Annotated in this window: 18 protein-coding genes and 2 pseudogenes; 13 read left to right on the top strand and 7 right to left on the bottom strand. The window is 52.1% G+C overall.

Features of this window, described 5'->3' with window-relative positions; translation table 11 throughout:
- Nucleotides 1-37: 37 nt before the first annotated feature.
- A complete protein-coding gene (locus ACLJR2_RS14960) occupies nucleotides 38-88 on the bottom strand; it encodes a hypothetical protein (protein WP_212724070.1) in 51 nt (16 codons plus the stop codon).
- 280 nt (nucleotides 89-368) lie between these two features.
- On the opposite strand from ACLJR2_RS14960, the gene pepA reads away from it, so the two are divergent.
- The 3 genes from pepA to ACLJR2_RS14975 all read left to right on the top strand — a co-directional run bounded on the left by pepA (nucleotide 369) and on the right by ACLJR2_RS14975 (nucleotide 5,315).
- Nucleotides 369-1,880, top strand: a complete 1,512-nt coding sequence (pepA, locus tag ACLJR2_RS14965; RefSeq protein WP_000397158.1) for a leucyl aminopeptidase — start codon at nucleotides 369-371, stop codon at nucleotides 1,878-1,880.
- A gap of 136 nt (nucleotides 1,881-2,016) precedes the next feature.
- Complete coding sequence (gene holC, locus ACLJR2_RS14970) at nucleotides 2,017-2,460, top strand: DNA polymerase III subunit chi (protein ID WP_001523689.1); 444 nt, start codon at nucleotides 2,017-2,019, stop codon at nucleotides 2,458-2,460.
- On the top strand, nucleotides 2,460-5,315 hold the full coding sequence (locus ACLJR2_RS14975) for a valine--tRNA ligase (RefSeq protein ID WP_000416350.1): 2,856 nt from the start codon (nucleotides 2,460-2,462) through the stop codon (nucleotides 5,313-5,315). Before holC ends, ACLJR2_RS14975 begins: the two co-directional genes overlap by 1 nt.
- Nucleotides 5,316-5,456: 141 nt before the next feature.
- Here ACLJR2_RS14975 and ACLJR2_RS14980 read toward each other — a convergent pair whose 3' ends face one another.
- Nucleotides 5,457-6,644 carry a YjgN family protein gene (locus ACLJR2_RS14980; RefSeq protein ID WP_001534452.1) on the bottom strand — a complete coding sequence of 396 codons (1,188 nt, stop codon included), beginning with the start codon at nucleotides 6,642-6,644 and terminating at the stop codon, nucleotides 5,457-5,459.
- A 194-nt stretch (nucleotides 6,645-6,838) separates the two neighbouring features.
- On the opposite strand from ACLJR2_RS14980, the gene ACLJR2_RS14985 reads away from it, so the two are divergent.
- Both ACLJR2_RS14985 and ACLJR2_RS14990 read left to right on the top strand, forming a co-directional pair.
- The gene (locus ACLJR2_RS14985) at nucleotides 6,839-7,342 is read left to right on the top strand and encodes a GNAT family N-acetyltransferase (protein WP_001519079.1); all 504 of its coding nucleotides are present in this window, start codon (nucleotides 6,839-6,841) and stop codon (nucleotides 7,340-7,342) included.
- Nucleotides 7,343-7,448: 106 nt separating this feature from the next.
- Nucleotides 7,449-7,937 (top strand): DUF3617 domain-containing protein, encoded by a 489-nt coding sequence (locus ACLJR2_RS14990; protein ID WP_000826193.1) that lies wholly within the window; start codon nucleotides 7,449-7,451, stop codon nucleotides 7,935-7,937.
- A 233-nt stretch (nucleotides 7,938-8,170) separates the two neighbouring features.
- On the opposite strand, the gene miaE is transcribed toward ACLJR2_RS14990, so the two are convergent.
- Together miaE and rraB are read right to left on the bottom strand one after the other, a co-directional pair.
- The gene (gene miaE, locus ACLJR2_RS14995) at nucleotides 8,171-8,983 is read right to left on the bottom strand and encodes a tRNA isopentenyl-2-thiomethyl-A-37 hydroxylase MiaE (protein WP_000218452.1); all 813 of its coding nucleotides are present in this window, start codon (nucleotides 8,981-8,983) and stop codon (nucleotides 8,171-8,173) included.
- An 11-nt stretch (nucleotides 8,984-8,994) separates the two neighbouring features.
- Entirely contained in the window at nucleotides 8,995-9,411 is a 417-nt protein-coding gene (gene rraB / locus ACLJR2_RS15000) for a ribonuclease E inhibitor RraB (RefSeq protein WP_000002940.1), read from the bottom strand.
- Between the two features lie 100 nt (nucleotides 9,412-9,511).
- Here rraB and argL point away from each other — a divergent pair, with 100 nt between their 5' ends.
- Nucleotides 9,512-9,607: a putative translational regulatory protein ArgL gene (argL, locus tag ACLJR2_RS15005; protein ID WP_223148976.1), complete on the top strand. Its 96-nt coding sequence runs from the start codon at nucleotides 9,512-9,514 to the stop codon at nucleotides 9,605-9,607.
- Nucleotides 9,577-10,581, top strand: coding sequence for an ornithine carbamoyltransferase (gene argF, locus ACLJR2_RS15010; protein ID WP_000103041.1), 1,005 nt, complete (start codon nucleotides 9,577-9,579; stop codon nucleotides 10,579-10,581). Before argL ends, argF (ACLJR2_RS15010) begins: the two co-directional genes overlap by 31 nt.
- A 73-nt stretch (nucleotides 10,582-10,654) precedes the next feature.
- Here argF (ACLJR2_RS15010) and ACLJR2_RS15015 read toward each other — a convergent pair whose 3' ends face one another.
- Nucleotides 10,655-11,107, bottom strand: coding sequence for a YhcH/YjgK/YiaL family protein (locus ACLJR2_RS15015; protein ID WP_000583454.1), 453 nt, complete (start codon nucleotides 11,105-11,107; stop codon nucleotides 10,655-10,657).
- Nucleotides 11,108-11,782: 675 nt separating this feature from the next.
- On the opposite strand from ACLJR2_RS15015, the gene arcA reads away from it, so the two are divergent.
- Both arcA and arcC read left to right on the top strand, forming a co-directional pair.
- The gene (gene arcA / locus ACLJR2_RS15020; RefSeq protein WP_000410846.1) at nucleotides 11,783-13,003 is read left to right on the top strand and encodes an arginine deiminase; all 1,221 of its coding nucleotides are present in this window, start codon (nucleotides 11,783-11,785) and stop codon (nucleotides 13,001-13,003) included.
- A 10-nt stretch (nucleotides 13,004-13,013) separates the two neighbouring features.
- Nucleotides 13,014-13,946, top strand: coding sequence for a carbamate kinase (arcC, locus tag ACLJR2_RS15025; RefSeq protein ID WP_000428751.1), 933 nt, complete (start codon nucleotides 13,014-13,016; stop codon nucleotides 13,944-13,946).
- A gap of 5 nt (nucleotides 13,947-13,951) precedes the next feature.
- Here arcC and ACLJR2_RS15030 read toward each other — a convergent pair.
- Nucleotides 13,952-14,034: pseudogene (locus ACLJR2_RS15030) on the bottom strand (hypothetical protein); the annotation flags it as partial.
- Nucleotides 14,035-14,057: 23 nt separating this feature from the next.
- Between ACLJR2_RS15030 and argF (ACLJR2_RS15035) the strand changes: the two are divergent.
- The 3 genes from argF (ACLJR2_RS15035) to ACLJR2_RS15045 all read left to right on the top strand — a co-directional run bounded on the left by argF (ACLJR2_RS15035) (nucleotide 14,058) and on the right by ACLJR2_RS15045 (nucleotide 17,196).
- Nucleotides 14,058-15,062, top strand: a complete 1,005-nt coding sequence (gene argF, locus ACLJR2_RS15035) for an ornithine carbamoyltransferase (protein ID WP_000237035.1) — start codon at nucleotides 14,058-14,060, stop codon at nucleotides 15,060-15,062.
- Between the two features lie 55 nt (nucleotides 15,063-15,117).
- The gene (locus ACLJR2_RS15040; RefSeq protein ID WP_000514433.1) at nucleotides 15,118-16,521 is read left to right on the top strand and encodes a YfcC family protein; all 1,404 of its coding nucleotides are present in this window, start codon (nucleotides 15,118-15,120) and stop codon (nucleotides 16,519-16,521) included.
- A gap of 186 nt (nucleotides 16,522-16,707) precedes the next feature.
- Nucleotides 16,708-17,196, top strand: coding sequence for an arginine repressor (locus ACLJR2_RS15045; RefSeq protein ID WP_000666051.1), 489 nt, complete (start codon nucleotides 16,708-16,710; stop codon nucleotides 17,194-17,196).
- On the opposite strand, the pseudogene ACLJR2_RS15050 reads toward ACLJR2_RS15045, so the two are convergent.
- A pseudogene (locus ACLJR2_RS15050) lies at nucleotides 17,166-17,307 on the bottom strand (hypothetical protein). The gene ACLJR2_RS15045 and the pseudogene ACLJR2_RS15050 sit on opposite strands and share 31 nt — an antisense overlap.
- Between ACLJR2_RS15050 and pyrL the strand changes: the two are divergent.
- Entirely contained in the window at nucleotides 17,287-17,388 is a 102-nt protein-coding gene (gene pyrL / locus ACLJR2_RS15055; RefSeq protein ID WP_000249504.1) for a pyr operon leader peptide, read from the top strand. The pseudogene ACLJR2_RS15050 and the gene pyrL overlap by 21 nt on opposite strands.
- The last annotated feature ends 10 nt before the right edge of the window (nucleotides 17,389-17,398 follow it).

Below are 17,398 nucleotides of genomic sequence, written 5' to 3' on the forward strand. Positions count from 1 at the left end.
TTTTTGCTGGAATTTAGCTTGTTTCGTGGCTTAAACGTCATTTATTCTCTTGAGTCGTCGAAATCATCGCTAAGATCATTATACTCAGCGGATTCACCTCTCAGAACTTGTTCTGACGTGCCAATGCCGTAATAACGTTAAGATTAACACGAAGTCACCGCAACAGCGGACATGAGTTACGAAAGCTTTCAATTTCTATACTCTAATGGATTTCGAGTTGCAGGCAGGCGGCAGGACTGTGGAGCCCCGGAGCTTACATCAGGTAAGTGACAGGGGTGAGCAGGCGCAGCCAACGCATCTGCAACTTGAAAGACGACGAGTATAGCTGTAGCCACCACTGTTGTCTTTAAGATTCAGGAGCATAGTGCATGGAGTTCAGTGTAAAAAGCGGTAGCCCGGAGAAACAGCGGAGTGCCTGCATTGTCGTGGGCGTCTTTGAACCGCGTCGCCTTTCTCCGATTGCAGAACAGCTCGACAAAATTAGCGACGGATACATCAGCGCATTGCTGCGTCGCGGCGAACTGGAAGGAAAACCGGGGCAGACTCTGTTGCTGCACCATGTTCCTAACGTTCTTTCCGAGCGAATCCTCCTCATTGGTTGCGGCAAAGAGCGCGAGCTTGATGAACGTCAGTATAAGCAGGTTATTCAGAAAACGATAAATACTCTGAATGATACTGGTTCGATGGAAGCCGTCTGTTTCCTGACCGAACTGCACGTTAAAGGCCGCAACAACTACTGGAAAGTGCGTCAGGCCGTCGAAACGGCCAAAGAGACGCTTTATAGCTTTGATCAACTCAAGACCAACAAGAGCGAGCCGCGCCGCCCGCTACGTAAGATGGTCTTTAATGTGCCGACCCGCCGTGAGCTCACCAGCGGCGAACGCGCCATTCAGCACGGTCTGGCCATCGCCGCCGGGATTAAGGCCGCGAAAGATCTCGGCAACATGCCGCCCAATATCTGTAACGCCGCCTACCTGGCGTCACAGGCGCGCCAGTTGGCCGACAGCTACAGCAAAAATGTCATCACCCGCGTCATCGGCGAACAGCAAATGCGCGAACTGGGTATGAACGCTTATCTGGCGGTCGGCCACGGTTCGCAGAATGAATCGCTGATGTCGGTGATTGAGTACAAGGGCAATCCATCCGAAGACGCGCGCCCGATCGTGCTGGTGGGTAAAGGCCTGACCTTCGACTCCGGCGGCATCTCCATCAAGCCATCTGAAGGGATGGACGAGATGAAGTACGACATGTGCGGCGCGGCGGCGGTTTACGGCGTGATGCGTATGGTTGCCGAGCTTCAGCTACCGATTAACGTTATCGGCGTGCTGGCGGGCTGTGAAAACATGCCGGGCGGACGCGCGTATCGTCCGGGCGACGTGCTGACCACCATGTCTGGTCAAACGGTTGAAGTGCTGAATACCGATGCTGAAGGCCGTCTGGTTTTGTGCGACGTGCTGACCTACGTTGAACGCTTCGAGCCGGAAGCGGTTATCGACGTCGCGACGCTAACCGGCGCCTGCGTGATTGCGCTGGGCCATCACATTACCGGTCTGATGTCGAACCATAACCCGCTGGCGCATGAACTGATCGGCGCGTCCGAGCAAGCGGGCGACCGCGCGTGGCGTCTGCCGCTGGGCGATGAGTTCCAGGAACAACTGGAGTCCAACTTTGCGGATATGGCGAATATTGGTGGTCGTCCTGGCGGCGCTATCACCGCGGGCTGCTTCCTGTCACGCTTTACCCGTAAGTATAACTGGGCGCACCTGGATATCGCCGGCACCGCCTGGCGCTCCGGCAAAGCGAAAGGCGCGACGGGTCGTCCGGTAGCGCTGCTGTCGCAGTTCCTGCTCAATCGTGCGGGCTTTAACGGCGAAGAGTAAGTTTGAGATTACCCCGTAGGCCTGATAAGGCGTATTAGCGCCGCCATCAGGCGTTTTGCCGGATGGCGCTGCGCTTATCCGGCCTACGGGAGGCATCATGGCAACGCATTTAAATCCACCACAAGAAGCCCCATATATGAAGAATGCGACGTTCTATCTTCTGGATAATGACACTACCGTCAACGGTTTAAGCGCCGTTGAACAACTGGTGTGTGAAATTGCCGCAGAACGTTGGCGCGCCGGCAAGCGCGTGCTGATCGCCTGCGAAGATGAGAAGCAGGCCATTCGGCTGGATGAAGCGCTGTGGGCGAGACCGGCGGAAAGTTTTGTCCCGCACAATCTGGCAGGCGAAGGCCCACGCGGCGGCGCGCCGGTTGAAATCGCCTGGCCGCAAAAACGCAACAGCAGCCCACGCGATATTTTAATCAGCCTGCGTACAAGCTTTGCAGATTTTGCCACCGCTTTCACAGAAGTGGTAGACTTCGTCCCTTACGAAGAAACTTTGAAACAACTGGCGCGCGAACGCTACAAAGCCTACCGCGTGGCTGGTTTTAACCTGAATACGGCAACCTGGAAATAATGGAAAAGACATATAACCCCCAAGATATCGAACAGCCGCTTTACGAGCACTGGGAAAAGCAGGGCTATTTCAAGCCTAACGGCGACGAAAGCAAAGAGTCCTTCTGCATCATGATCCCGCCGCCGAACGTCACCGGCAGTTTGCATATGGGACATGCTTTCCAGCAAACCATCATGGATACCATGATCCGTTACCAGCGTATGCAGGGTAAAAACACCCTGTGGCAGGTCGGCACCGACCACGCCGGGATCGCGACCCAGATGGTGGTTGAGCGCAAGATTGCCGCTGAAGAAGGTAAAACCCGTCACGACTACGGCCGCGATGCGTTTATCGACAAAATCTGGCAGTGGAAAGCGGAATCCGGCGGCACCATTACCCGTCAGATGCGCCGTCTCGGCAACTCCGTTGACTGGGAGCGCGAGCGCTTCACCATGGACGAAGGTCTTTCCAATGCCGTGAAAGAAGTCTTTGTCCGCCTGTACAAAGAAGACCTGATTTACCGTGGCAAACGCCTGGTGAACTGGGACCCGAAGCTGCGCACCGCCATCTCTGACCTGGAAGTGGAAAACCGCGAGTCCAAAGGCTCCATGTGGCACATCCGCTATCCGCTGGCCGACGGCGCGAAAACCGCAGACGGTAAAGATTACCTGGTCGTCGCCACCACCCGTCCGGAAACCGTACTGGGCGATACCGGCGTGGCCGTGAACCCGGAAGATCCACGTTATAAAGATCTGATTGGCAAATTCGTTATTCTGCCGCTGGTTAACCGCCGCATTCCAATCGTTGGCGACGAACATGCCGATATGGAAAAAGGCACCGGCTGCGTGAAGATCACCCCGGCGCACGACTTTAACGACTATGAAGTCGGGAAACGTCACGGTCTGCCGATGATCAACATCCTGACCTTTGACGGCGACATTCGCGAAAGCGCGGAAGTGTTCGATACCAAAGGTGAAGAGTCTGACGTTTATTCCAGCGAGATTCCGGCTGAGTTCCAGAAGCTGGAACGCTTTGCTGCCCGTAAGGCCATCGTTGCTGCCGTTGACGCGCTGGGCCTGCTGGAAGAAATTAAACCGCACGATCTGACCGTTCCTTACGGCGACCGTGGCGGCGTAGTTATCGAACCGATGCTGACCGACCAGTGGTACGTCCGTGCAGACGTGCTGGCGAAACCGGCGGTGGAAGCGGTTGAGAACGGCGACATCCAGTTCGTGCCGAAGCAGTACGAAAACATGTACTTCTCCTGGATGCGTGATATCCAGGACTGGTGTATCTCTCGTCAGCTGTGGTGGGGTCACCGTATCCCGGCATGGTACGACAACGACGGCAACGTCTACGTTGGCCGTACCGAAGACGAAGTGCGTCAGGAAAACAACCTCGGCGCCGACGTTCAGCTTCGTCAGGACGAAGACGTTCTCGATACCTGGTTCTCCTCCGCACTGTGGACTTTCTCCACCCTCGGCTGGCCGGAAAACACCGACGCGCTGCGTCAGTTCCACCCCACCAGCGTGATGGTGTCCGGCTTCGATATCATCTTCTTCTGGATTGCCCGCATGATCATGATGACCATGCACTTCATCAAAGATGAAAACGGCAAGCCGCAGGTGCCGTTCCATACTGTCTACATGACCGGTCTGATTCGCGACGACGAAGGCCAGAAGATGTCCAAATCCAAGGGTAACGTTATCGACCCGCTGGATATGGTGGACGGCATCTCCCTGCCGGAACTGCTGGAAAAACGCACCGGCAACATGATGCAGCCGCAGATGGCGGAGAAAATTCGCAAGCGTACCGAGAAGCAGTTCCCGAATGGCATCGAGCCGCACGGCACCGACGCCCTGCGCTTTACCCTGGCGGCGCTAGCCTCGACCGGCCGCGATATCAACTGGGATATGAAGCGTCTGGAAGGTTATCGTAACTTCTGTAACAAGCTATGGAACGCCAGCCGCTTTGTGCTGATGAACACCGAAGAGCAGGATTGCGGCTTCAACGGCGGCGAAATGACGCTGTCGCTGGCGGACCGCTGGATCCTGGCGGAATTCAACCAGACCGTTAAAGCGTACCGCGAAGCGCTGGATAACTTCCGCTTCGACATCGCCGCGGGCATTCTGTACGAGTTCACCTGGAACCAGTTCTGCGACTGGTATCTGGAGCTGACCAAGCCGGTAATGACCGGCGGTTCCGAGTCTGAACTGCGCGGTACCCGCAATACGCTGGTCACCGTGCTGGAAGGTCTGCTGCGCCTGGCGCACCCGATCATCCCGTTCATCACTGAAACCATCTGGCAGCGCGTGAAGGTCATTTGCGGCATTACCGCCGACACCATCATGCTGCAGCCGTTCCCGGAATATAACGCCGCACAGGTGGATGAAGCCGCGTTGGCCGATACCGAATGGCTGAAGCAGGCGATCGTTGCCGTGCGTAACATCCGTGCGGAAATGAACATCGCCCCAGGCAAACCGCTGGAACTGCTGCTGCGCGGCTGTAGTGAAGAAGCCGTTCGTCGTGTTAACGACAACCGTAGCTTCCTGCAAACCCTGGCGCGTCTGGAAAGCATCACCGTGCTGCCAGCCGATGACAAAGGCCCGGTTTCCGTGACCAAAATTATCGACGGCGCTGAACTGCTGATCCCGATGGCTGGCCTCATCAACAAAGAAGATGAGCTGGCGCGTCTGGCGAAAGAAGTAGCGAAAATCGAAGGCGAGATTGCCCGTATCGAAGGCAAACTCTCCAACGAAGGTTTCGTCGCCCGTGCGCCGGAAGCGGTGATTGCCAAAGAGCGTGAGAAGCTGGACGGTTACGCAGAAGCCAAAGCGAAGCTGATTGAGCAGCAGGCGGTTATTAGCGCGCTGTAATCTGAAAGCCTGATGGCGCTTCGCTTACCAGGCCTACACGTTCGCTTATTGACATGGCGCGATCGGTAGGCCGGATAAGGCATTCACGCCGCCATCCGACAACATGAATTATGGGCCGACGTAAACGTCGGCCTTTTTACATCAGATAAACGGGAAGTAAGGCATGATGCCACGAGAAATCCACATTAGCAGGCTGTTTTCCAGCGGCTTCTCATCATTGGTTAACTCAAGCGAATCCAGATCGCCCTGGACCTGTGTATTCTGCGCCAGCCAGCTCACCAGCCAAATTTTCAACCACGGATAAGCCAGCCCTAAGGTCACGCCGGAAATCACAAACACCACCAGTAACCGCCACAGCATACCGTGTGCAGTGACAGAGGAATGAAAACGAATCGAATCGTTCGCCAGTGACAAATTGTTTAAAAACAGGTTGCGTAACGCCACATATAAGTAACTGGTTACCACAATAATCGCGAGAAAATAGAGGAAATAACATGCCATTATCTGACCATAATATTGCAGAATAAGCGCCCCTCCTGCCTGCGCATTCCCCATCATACTCAAAAGAATCATGTCGGTGAACACCGGCGCGATTAGATAACCAATCACGACAGCAAAAGGGAAAAGGGTCAACATTGCCAACACGCACCCTCTGATGCACGTTTTAACATTAACCTGAATCGAGAAACGATGAATGCCAAAGTTTGCGCCATTGCCAAACAAGGTCATCCATTTGCTGTAGGTAATACCGTTAATGACCCCTATCCCAATAATAGCCAGCAAACCGAGAAAAACGATATTGAACACTAAACCGCCGACGGCGATGGTTACCAGTGAGATAATATAAAGAACAATATAAAGCGCCACCATCAGGAGTACCGGGAGAGCGAACATGTACCACCAGGCGCGCCGCATGGAACACTGGAATCCAAAATGTACGCCATTAAGCGAAGTCATCATCGCCTGATACTGTAATCCTTTCACCGCCATAAAAGGAATAATCGCAATTAATAAGCCGAATAGCGTAAAACCGAGACCGGGATGACCGTGTTCAATAAGAGAGAGGCTAACAATATAAATAATAAAAACTAACAACACACTAATAAATAATGCGCCGCCCGTGGCTTTGTAAGCAAAAGGCTGATTGTTTAGCGTCATATTAGTATAAATATAACGTCGACATTTCACCATCGCCCACGGCGCATAGATTCCAAACGTGATACACGTCAACAAGAAATTCACAAGGCAAATAACAAAATACTTTCCGCCCTTGCCTGTAAACACCAACGTGTGATTATGGTTATCTTTACTACTGATAACGTTATTCATGAATCATATCCCTGAATTACAATCTATTAGAATTAATAATAAAAACCAGTAAATTGTTACTGATTTGACTACGATACTATTTTTGTTTAATTTTTCCGCCTTTTATTTTGTCTGATTCAGGATCTCCTTGCGCGTAACTCAAGACGGTGGTATTAAAGTAATCTATAAATAAATTTTAAAAATTGAGCCATATTATGAATAATGTCGCCTCGCCAACGCTCACGGTGCGCCGAATCACTACCGCCGACAATGCCGCTATTGCCCGTGTCATCCGTCAGGTTTCAGCGGAATACGGACTTACCGCCGATAAAGGTTATACCGTTGCCGACCCCAATCTGGATGAACTGTATCAGGTTTATAGCCAACCGGGCGCGGCCTACTGGGTGGTAGAGCAAAACGGTTGTGTGGTGGGCGGCGGCGGCGTGGCGCCGTTATCCTGTAGCGAACCAGACATTTGTGAACTGCAAAAAATGTATTTTTTACCGGTGATTCGTGGTCAGGGGCTGGCGAAAAAGCTGGCGCTGATGGCGCTGGATCATGCCCGTGAACAGGGTTTTAAACGCTGCTATCTGGAAACAACGGCTTTTTTACGCGAGGCGATTGCGCTATACGAACGTTTAGGATTTGAACATATTAGCGAACCGCTCGGCTGCACCGGACATGTCGATTGCGAAGTGAGGATGTTAAAGGATCTCTGAAAACCAGGCGTTTATTTATCCTCGCCAGGTATTATTTTTGCTGATATAAGTAATCCCGGAAACATCCTGTTATCCGGGAATCACTTATTATTCAAGGAAGTTATAAATGAAACGCCTATTATCAGCAATTGTTTTCCCCGCTATGTTTATTAGTATCTCTAATGTATATGCATTAGATATACAGCCCGGCGAATGGAAAATGGAAAATATAGAAATGCGCACCATCAATCCAGATACAAAAGAAGTATTAATGGATGAAAAAAATTCGGGCATAGCGACGCTTATGTGTTATACCCCTAAAATGTCTGAAGATTCTAAAAAAATGGTGAAGGGTTTTTCTACCAGTGCAGGCGGTTGCACGACAACATTTGTAGAAAGTACGGATACCAAACTGATCAATGAGACTGTCTGTAATAATCCTGATGTCAAATCGCACTCTATTGTAGAAACGACGAAAATAAGCGATACAGAATTTGCGATGACCATGAAATCGGATGTCGATGCAGGAGGTAATAAAACAACCTCCATCAACAAAATTAAACAAACCTTTGTTGGCAAGACCTGCTCTGAAGCGTCAAAAGGCGTGAAACAGTAACTATTTCAACACAAGAACCCGTAGTGATGATGCAAAAATGGCATTGTTCAAGGTCACCTTTCGGGAATATAACACTGAGTGAGTTCTTTTTGCCTGCCGCAGGGCAGGCTTTACTCAGGACAGAATATCATGAAAATGACTTTTTCTGCTCGCCAGCAGTTTGATGTCGGGCGGATGACCACGCAGGTGGCGACAGCGTAAAAGATAAAAACGCTAATCTTTAATTTTACCCTTTATCCGGCGGCTGGCACGCCGCTATGAAAACGAAACTCGCGGTCTGGCGACAAGATAAGGTCAGCTTCCACCTCGCCAAAATAGCGCACACGCGCAGAAATGTCCTCGGCGGAAATCTGCTGCGCCAGCGCCAGGTAATCCTGATAATGCCGCGCTTCGGAGCGCAGAAGCGAGAGATAAAACGTCTGTAAATCCTCATCCAGCCAGGGCGCCAGAGCGGCAAAACGTTCGCAGGAGCGGGCTTCGATATACGCCCCGCAAATCAGCTTATCAATTAAGGTGAGCGGTTCGTGCGTGCGTACCGCTTTCAACATTCCTTTCGCGTAGCGGCTGGCGGTGATTTTCACATAAGGAATGTTTCTGGCCTGCATGACCTCGCGTACCTGCCAAAAATGGTGCAACTCCTCTTTAATCAATAACACCATACGGTCGATAAGCTGACGACCCCAGGGGTCATCAGTTTGCGGCATGGCGCTTTTGCTAATCTGTCTATGCAGGGCAACAAAATCCGGCTCCGGCCCCTGACGAAACGCGAACGCCTCGTAAGGTTGCAGCCAGGCGAGCAGCGCGTCGGCGCCCGATTTATCGGCGACATATTTACGCACCAACAGCAACGCGGTTTGCGCAGCCTTCAGTTCGCAGATCAAGTGATCGGTAAGCAGAAGAGGAAGATTTTGCGGATCGCGGGCCTGGACAATCCACGCCTGCGGCGTCGGGCAATGCAGGAAATTAAGCACCGGAGAGAGTATTTGCGGGTAATTCATACGTAACCTGTTAAAAAAATACGACAGCAGACGCTGCCGTACCGTCATACTATGCAGCTTTAGTGACGCACGCCGTCGTCATCCTCATCGACATAATCGTCGTCATCACCCTCTTCGCCATTAGGGTCTTCAAAATAGGTTCCCCAGCCGTCGTATTCGACATCATATTTTTCCGCCAGGTTCATCAGTTGCTCAACCTGAGCGTCGATGAGTTCGGCGTTCAACGCGCACTCGCTGAGGATGTCGCAACAAATAACCGTATCGCCCTCTTCCACTTCCAACTCTTCCGGCTCCGTCACTTCATAGCCGAGTTTAAAGGCTTCTACCGCGGCTTTTTCCAACGTTTCGAAATCGTCAGCGGAAAGGTGATGCTCGATAGTGTACAGCGCATCCGGATCGCTGCCGTCCTCAAGTAACTCTTCAATAATTAACCGCGTTTCTTCACGCTGCTCTTCCAGTAATTCCGGGTTTGCCATAGCTCGTTCCTCATAGATGTCCTGCCGATACTCTTATTGTCACATACCGCCGACGTTGCCTCCACCTTATCGAGAAAAGTTTTATCAAACAGGGTTGCAAATGAATAACCATCCATATAAAGTGAATTTTAATTCAATGAGAGGCCTAAGCCATGTGAGGGAAGTATGTCTACGTTTTACCAAAAACCTTTTTTAAAGTTACTTGATTTCACCGCCAGCGAGCTCACTGCTCTGTTGCAGCTTGCCGCCAAACTGAAAGCCGATAAGAAAAACGGTAAAGAAGAACAAAAGCTGGTGGGTAAAAATATTGCGCTCATCTTCGAAAAAGACTCGACCCGGACACGATGCTCTTTCGAAGTTGCCGCATACGATCAGGGGGCGCGCGTGACGTACCTGGGTTCCAGCGGGAGCCAGATCGGCCATAAAGAGTCCATCAAAGATACTGCCCGCGTCCTGGGCCGGATGTTTGACGGTATTCAGTATCGAGGATATGGCCAGGAGATCGTCGAAACGCTGGCTGAATATTCCGGTGTGCCGGTATGGAACGGTTTAACCGATGAGTATCACCCAACGCAATTACTGGCGGATCTGCTCACCATGCAGGAACATCTGCCGGGTAAAGCCTTTAACGAGATGACGTTGGTCTATGCCGGCGACGCGCGTAATAACATGGGTAACTCCATGCTGGAAGCCGCCGCGTTAACAGGATTGGATCTCCGTCTGGTCGCGCCAAAAGCCTGCTGGCCGCAAGCCGCGTTAGTGGCGGAGTGCAGCGCCATGGCGAAAAAGAACGGCGGCGCCATCACCCTGACCGAAGATATCGCCTCAGGCGTAAAAGGCGCGGATTTTATCTATACCGATGTTTGGGTCTCTATGGGCGAACCCAAAGAGAAATGGGCGGAGCGTATTGCCCTGCTGCGTGATTATCAGGTCAACAGCCAGATGATGGCGTTAACCGGCAATCCGCAGGTTAAGTTCCTGCATTGTCTGCCTGCGTTCCATGATGACGAAACCACGCTCGGCAAAAAAATGGCCGAAGAGTACGGTTTACATGGCGGGATGGAAGTGACCGACGAGGTTTTTGAGTCTGCGGCCAGCATTGTCTTTGATGAAGCGGAAAACCGAATGCATACCATCAAAGCAGTAATGGTAGCGACGCTGTCTAAATAATATCGTTATGATGCCGGATGGCGGTTGGCCTACAAAATCGCAACGTGCAGACGCCGCCATCCGGCACAAAATATTACGCCATCAGCATTTTCACAACCGCTTTACGTACCCGCGCCGATTCTCCCACCGCGCACAGGGGCTTATGCACTTCGCCGGGATAAAACACCACAAAGTCACCTTCGTTCAGGACGACGCTTTTCTCGTCGACGCTCGTCGGTAAAAATGCAATGTCTTTATCCGCCAACCAGTCCGTGTGCGGCGTTCCCGCAGGCCGGGTACTGAATGCCATCCCTTCCTGACCTTGTAGCACAATCTGAATATCAAGATAACGGGCGTGATACTCTGCGCTGCGCGATTCGCCCGGCTCCGTCATATTTTCAGAAATCATATAAAACAGCCTGTCGCCGTCAATGTCATACTTACCTGGCGCGGTCGTTGCCGTGACATGCGCATTGACGTGCTCAATCGCCTGCCGTAACGCCGTCGGCAGCCAGGCCTCCAGATGTTCAATATTGCCAATAATCATCGCATCCCCTTAGTTAAAACAGCGTTTTATTTTTCTCTTTATACGAGAAAAATGGCTGCCATACTACCCTTACTCTCATCGATTTTGCGCCAGCGCATGTTTATCGCCAGCGGTGTTTATATATTGTTAATAGTTCACCCAACTTTATGCAGCACCTATGCATAAACCCCAGCGGCGCCAAATTGCCATCACTAACAACGCTTTGATATTAAAGGCGTTAACATAAAAACGTTTTAGCGATCACAATTCGCTCTCCCTGCATAAATGACTTCTCTATCCATAGTTATTTTTAAATTATTTAAATATCCCCGATAATAAAATCCCCCTCACGCATAGTTATGCAACCATTAAAAATAATCACTTTATTTTCAATTAGTTAAAATTCAAACATCATTCAATACAGCAAACAAATAATTAACAATAAAAAAATAACAAACCATATAGCTGCGTAGTAATTCATTTAATGACTTATTGTTTTTTGAATTTCTCTGACCCGGCTCATATATTAAGTAAGAAAAATAGCACTCCTTGATTGATGTGAATCTCATCACATTAACAACCCAAATAAAATTCAATCATTGCTCCCGAATTTAACTGAAACGCCGCGACTGCAAGCACGCTAAATATTTGCAGCCACTCCTTCTTTATTCTTGTAATTATGTAAAAGGTATAATGATGGAAAAGCATTTTGTCGGTTCTGAAATCGGTCAATTACGCAGCGTAATGTTGCATCGGCCCAATCTCAGCCTAAAAAGACTTACCCCTTCAAATTGTCAGGAATTACTTTTTGACGATGTATTATCCGTAGAGCGCGCTGGCGAAGAGCATGACATTTTTGCCAACACGCTGCGCCAGCAAGGGATAGAAGTGTTGCTGTTAACCGACCTGCTCACCCAAACGCTGGATGTGGCTGACGCTAAAGCCTGGCTACTGGACACGCAAATTTCCGATTATCGCCTTGGGCCCACCTTTGCCGCAGATATTCGCGCCTGGCTGGCGGATATGCCGCACCGTGAACTGGCTCGCCATTTAAGCGGCGGTTTAACTTACGGCGAAATCCCCGCCTCCATAAAAAATATGGTGGTCGATACTCACGATATTAATGACTTTATTATGAAGCCATTACCGAATCACCTATTTACCCGTGACACGTCCTGCTGGATATATAACGGCGTCTCAATTAACCCCATGGCGAAACCTGCACGCCAACGTGAAACGAATAATTTACGTGCTATTTATCGCTGGCATCCTCAATTCGCAGGCGGTGATTTCATTAAATATTTCGGCGACGAGGACATTAATTACGACCACGCCACTTTAGAGGGCGGCGATGTGCTGGTGATTGGCCGCGGCGCTGTGTTGATCGGTATGTCTGAACGTACTACGCCGCAGGGCGTTGAGTTCCTGGCGCAGGCATTGTTTAAACATCGTCAGGCGGAACGCGTCATTGCCGTTGAACTGCCAAAACATCGCTCCTGTATGCACCTTGACACCGTCATGACCCACATTGATATCGACACCTTCTCCGTCTATCCGGAAGTCGTTCGCCCGGACGTTCAGTGCTGGACGCTGACGCCAGACGGACGCGGCGGTCTGAAACGAACCCAGGAGAGCACGCTGGTTCATGCTCTTGAAACAGCGCTTGGCATCGATCAGGTGCGCTTAATCACCACTGGCGGCGACGCATTTGAAGCTGAGCGCGAACAGTGGAATGACGCCAATAACGTGCTCACCCTGCGCCCAGGCGTGGTGGTGGGCTATGAGCGCAACATCTGGACCAACGAAAAATACGACAAAGCCGGCATTACCGTCCTTCCCATTCCCGGCGATGAACTGGGTCGCGGGCGCGGGGGCGCACGGTGCATGAGCTGTCCACTGGAACGCGATGGTATTTAAAGGAGACGTTATGGAAAACAAACGCACACTGGTCGTCGCGCTGGGCGGCAATGCGCTGCTCAAACGCGGCGAACCGCTGGAGGCTGATATTCAGCGTAAAAATATCGAACTGGCGGCCAGAACCATCGCCCAGCTTACGCGGCAATGGCGCGTGGTGTTAGTGCACGGCAACGGCCCACAGGTAGGACTGCTGGCGCTACAAAATAGCGCCTACGCTAACGTTACGCCCTACCCGCTCGATATTCTCGGTGCGGAAAGCCAGGGCATGATTGGCTACATGCTGCAACAGGCGCTGAAGAATCATCTGCCGGAGCGCGAAATCAGCGTCCTGCTCACCCAGGTCGAAGTCGATGCCAACGACCCGGCATTCCTCAATCCAACCAAATATATCGGACCGATTTACGACGAAGCGCAGGCCCGTGCGTTACAGGCAGAAAAGGGCTGGGTATTCAAAGCCGACGGTAACGCCTTCCGCCGCGTTGTGCCCTCCCCGCAGCCGAAACGCATTGTGGAAAACGATGCCATCCGCGCGCTGATTAGCCGCGATCACCTGGTTATCTGTAACGGTGGCGGCGGCGTGCCTGTCGTGGAAAAAGCCGATGGCTACCACGGTATCGAGGCGGTGATCGACAAAGATCTGTCCGCCGCCCTGCTTGCCAGCCAAATTCACGCCGACGCGCTGCTCATTCTGACCGATGCCGACGCGGTGTATCTCGACTGGGGCAAGCCCACCCAACGCCCGCTGGCGCAGGTTACGCCGGAGCTGCTTCGTGAAATGCAGTTCGACGCCGGTTCGATGGGCCCGAAAGTGACCGCCTGCGCTGAGTTTGTCAGCCATTGCCGCGGCATTGCCGGAATCGGCTCGCTGGCGGATGGGCAAGCCATTCTCGCGGGCGAGAAAGGTACTTTGATTCGGTGTGAAACCGCCGACGTTGACGCATAAGGCTTTTTACCGGATGGCGGCTTCCGCCTTATCCGGCCTACAGCGCGCGCATAACCGTGGGCCGGATAAGCGCAGCGCCATCAGGCAATTCATTTTAACAAGGATATTGTAATGGTTATTTCACTGAAAAATCGTAACTTTTTGAAGCTGCTTGACTACACCCCGGCGGAAATCCAACACCTCATCGATCTGGCTATTGAGCTGAAAGCCGCAAAAAAAGCCGGATGCGAAAAGCAAACGCTGATCGGCAAAAACATCGCGCTGATTTTTGAAAAAACCTCTACCCGCACCCGATGCGCGTTTGAAGTCGCCGCGTTCGACCAGGGCGCGCAGGTGACTTATCTCGGCCCAAGCGGCTCGCAGATCGGCCATAAAGAGTCCATGAAAGATACTGCTCGCGTCCTGGGGCGGATGTATGACGGCATCGAATATCGCGGTTTTGGTCAACACATTGTGGAAGAGCTGGGGGAATACGCGGGCGTTCCCGTCTGGAACGGCCTGACCGATGAATTTCACCCCACACAGATCCTGGCCGATCTGATGACCATGCTGGAACACGCGCCGGGTAAAACGCTGCCGGAACTGAGCTTCGCCTACCTGGGCGACGCGCGCAACAACATGGGCAACTCGCTGATGGTGGGCGCGGCGAAGATGGGCATGGATATCCGCCTGATAGCGCCAAAGTCCTTCTGGCCTGATGCCGAGCTGGTCGCGCAGTGCCGGGAAATCGCCAGCGTTACCGGCGCTCGTATCACCTTAACGGAGAGCGTTGAAGACGGCGTTCACGGTGTGGATTTCCTCTATACCGACGTCTGGGTCTCGATGGGAGAGCCCAAAGAAGCCTGGGCGGAACGCGTCAGTCTGATGACGCCATATCAGGTCAACCAGCAGGTGGTAAACGCTACCGGTAATCCTGATGTGAAGTTTATGCACTGCCTGCCCGCCTTCCATAACGAGCACACCAAAGTGGGACGCGAAATCGAAATGGCTTACGGCCTGAAAGGACTGGAGGTCACGGAAGAGGTGTTCGAGTCCGCAGGCTCGATAGTCTTCGATGAAGCGGAAAACCGGATGCACACCATCAAAGCGGTCATGGTGGCGACGCTCGGCGACTAATCCCACAGGATATGCGCCCTCGCGGCGCATATCCGTGATATCAGGAGAGAACATCATGGGTAAATTTAAATTTCCCACCGCTTATACCATCCTGTTTATTCTTATTGCCCTGGTCGCAGTGATGACCTGGATTGTGCCAGCGGGAAAATACCAAATGGCGATGAACGCCACGCTGGGAAAAGAGGTGCCGGTGGCGGGAACGTATGCCCCCGTGGACGCGCATCCGCAAGGGATTACCGCTGTTTTACTGGCGCCGATTGACGGCCTCTATAACCACGAAACCTACACTGCCGGCGCCATTGACGTCGCGCTGTTTGTCTTGATTATCGGCGGCTTTCTGGGGGTGGTGAATAAAACGGGGGCGATTGATGCCGGTATTGAACGGGTAACGATCAAACTCAACGGCAAAGATGAGTGGATGCTCCCCATTCTGATGGCGCTGTTCGCCGCAGGCGGCACTATCTATGGCATGGCGGAGGAGTCGTTGCCCTTCTACACGCTGCTGGTACCAGTCATGATGGCGGCCCGCTTCGATCCGTTAGTGGCGGCGGCAACCGTACTGCTCGGCGCAGGGATAGGCACGCTCGGTTCGACCATTAACCCTTTCGCCACGGTCATTGCCGCCAACGCCGCCGGCATCCCTTTTACTCAGGGAATGCTGATGCGCGTACTGCTGTTAATTGTCGGCTACGTACTGTGCGTGTTTTGGGTAATGCGCTATGCGCGCAAAGTCCGCGCCCATCCTGAGCTTTCTATCGTGGCGGATAAAATGGAGGAAAATCGCGCCCATTTCCTCGGCAATCGCGCCAATACACTGCTGGAGTTTACGGCTACCCGGAAATGGGTGCTGCTGATCTTCGCCGCCTCTTTCGCGGTGATGATTTACGGCGTGGCGGTTCTCGGCTGGTGGATGGCGGAAATCTCCGGCGTTTTTCTGGCGGCGGCGATTATCGTTGGCGTGATAACGCGGATGGGTGAGGAAGCGTTCACCAGTACCTTTATCGACGGCGCGCGGGATTTGCTCGGCGTGGCGCTAATTATTGGTATCGCGCGCGGCATTGTGGTGGTCATGGATAACGGTATGATTACCCATACCATTTTGCACAGCGCGGAAAGTCTGGTTTCCGGCCTCTCTACCACCATTTTCATAAACGTAACCTACTGGCTGGAAGTATTGCTCTCCTTCCTGGTGCCCTCCTCTTCCGGTCTTGCCGTATTGACAATGCCCATTATGGCGCCGTTAGCGGATTTTGCCCACGTACAGCGGGATTTGGTCGTAACCGCCTACCAGTCGGCCTCCGGGATTGTGAACCTGGTTACTCCCACCTCCGCCGTGGTCATGGGCGGTCTGGCAATCGCGCGGGTTCCCTATGTCCGCTATCTGAAATGGGTCGCGCCGCTGTTGCTGATCCTGACATTGCTGAATATGGCGGTACTGAGCATCGGAGCGATGATGTAACGAGCCAGATGGCGACGCGTCTTATCCGACAGGACTGATAAGCACAGCGCCATCAGGCACGCCGTCACCTTTTTTGATCGGCTTCTCATTTTCCTGCAAAACCGCCCGATTGATCCGCAATCGATGTGACAAATGTGATGAATTTCGCCAGTCCGTTGATATTAATAATAAAGATAAGGTGCATTTATGAAGGAATACGATGATTACTCCGCCAAAGAACAACAGCAACTGGCGGTTTGTCAGCGCCTGATTAGTGAAAAAAGTTACCTGTCCCAGGAGGAGATTCGCCGCGATTTACAAAATGAGGGATTTGAAGGTATCAGTCAGTCTACGGTTTCGCGCCTGCTCAAGCTGCTGGGCGCAATAAAAATCAGAAACACGAAGGGACAAAAGATTTATTCCGTAAATCCCCAGCGGCGTCCTTCGCCGGATGCCGGACGTTCAATAGCCGAAATGGTCGTCAGCGTTGAACATAATAGCGAATTTATCCTTATCCATACGGCGGCAGGTTATGGTCGCGCCGTCGCGAGAATTCTGGATTACCACGCATTGCCGGAAATTCTCGGCGTCGTTGCCGGTAGCAGTATTGTCTGGGTCGCACCACGGGTCGTTCAGCGTACGGCGCTGGTACACAAACAAATTAATTATTTGCTTAAAATGAATTTAAATTCATAAGAACCGTTTGCGATGAGTAAATCATGCATTAATTCGCTTGATCCCAAAACAGAGCTGAGTATAATCGCGGACAATTTGCCGGGAGGAAGCATGGTTCAGTGTGTACGACATTCTGTCTTACCGCGTCTGAAAAAGGACGCAGGCCTGCCGTTTTTCTTTCCGTTGAAAACCAATACCAAGCCCCTCAATTGAGGGGCTTTTT

It is taken from the genome of Salmonella sp. SAL03688 (assembly GCF_046551895.1).
In the GTDB taxonomy this organism is placed as follows: domain Bacteria; phylum Pseudomonadota; class Gammaproteobacteria; order Enterobacterales; family Enterobacteriaceae; genus Salmonella; species Salmonella enterica.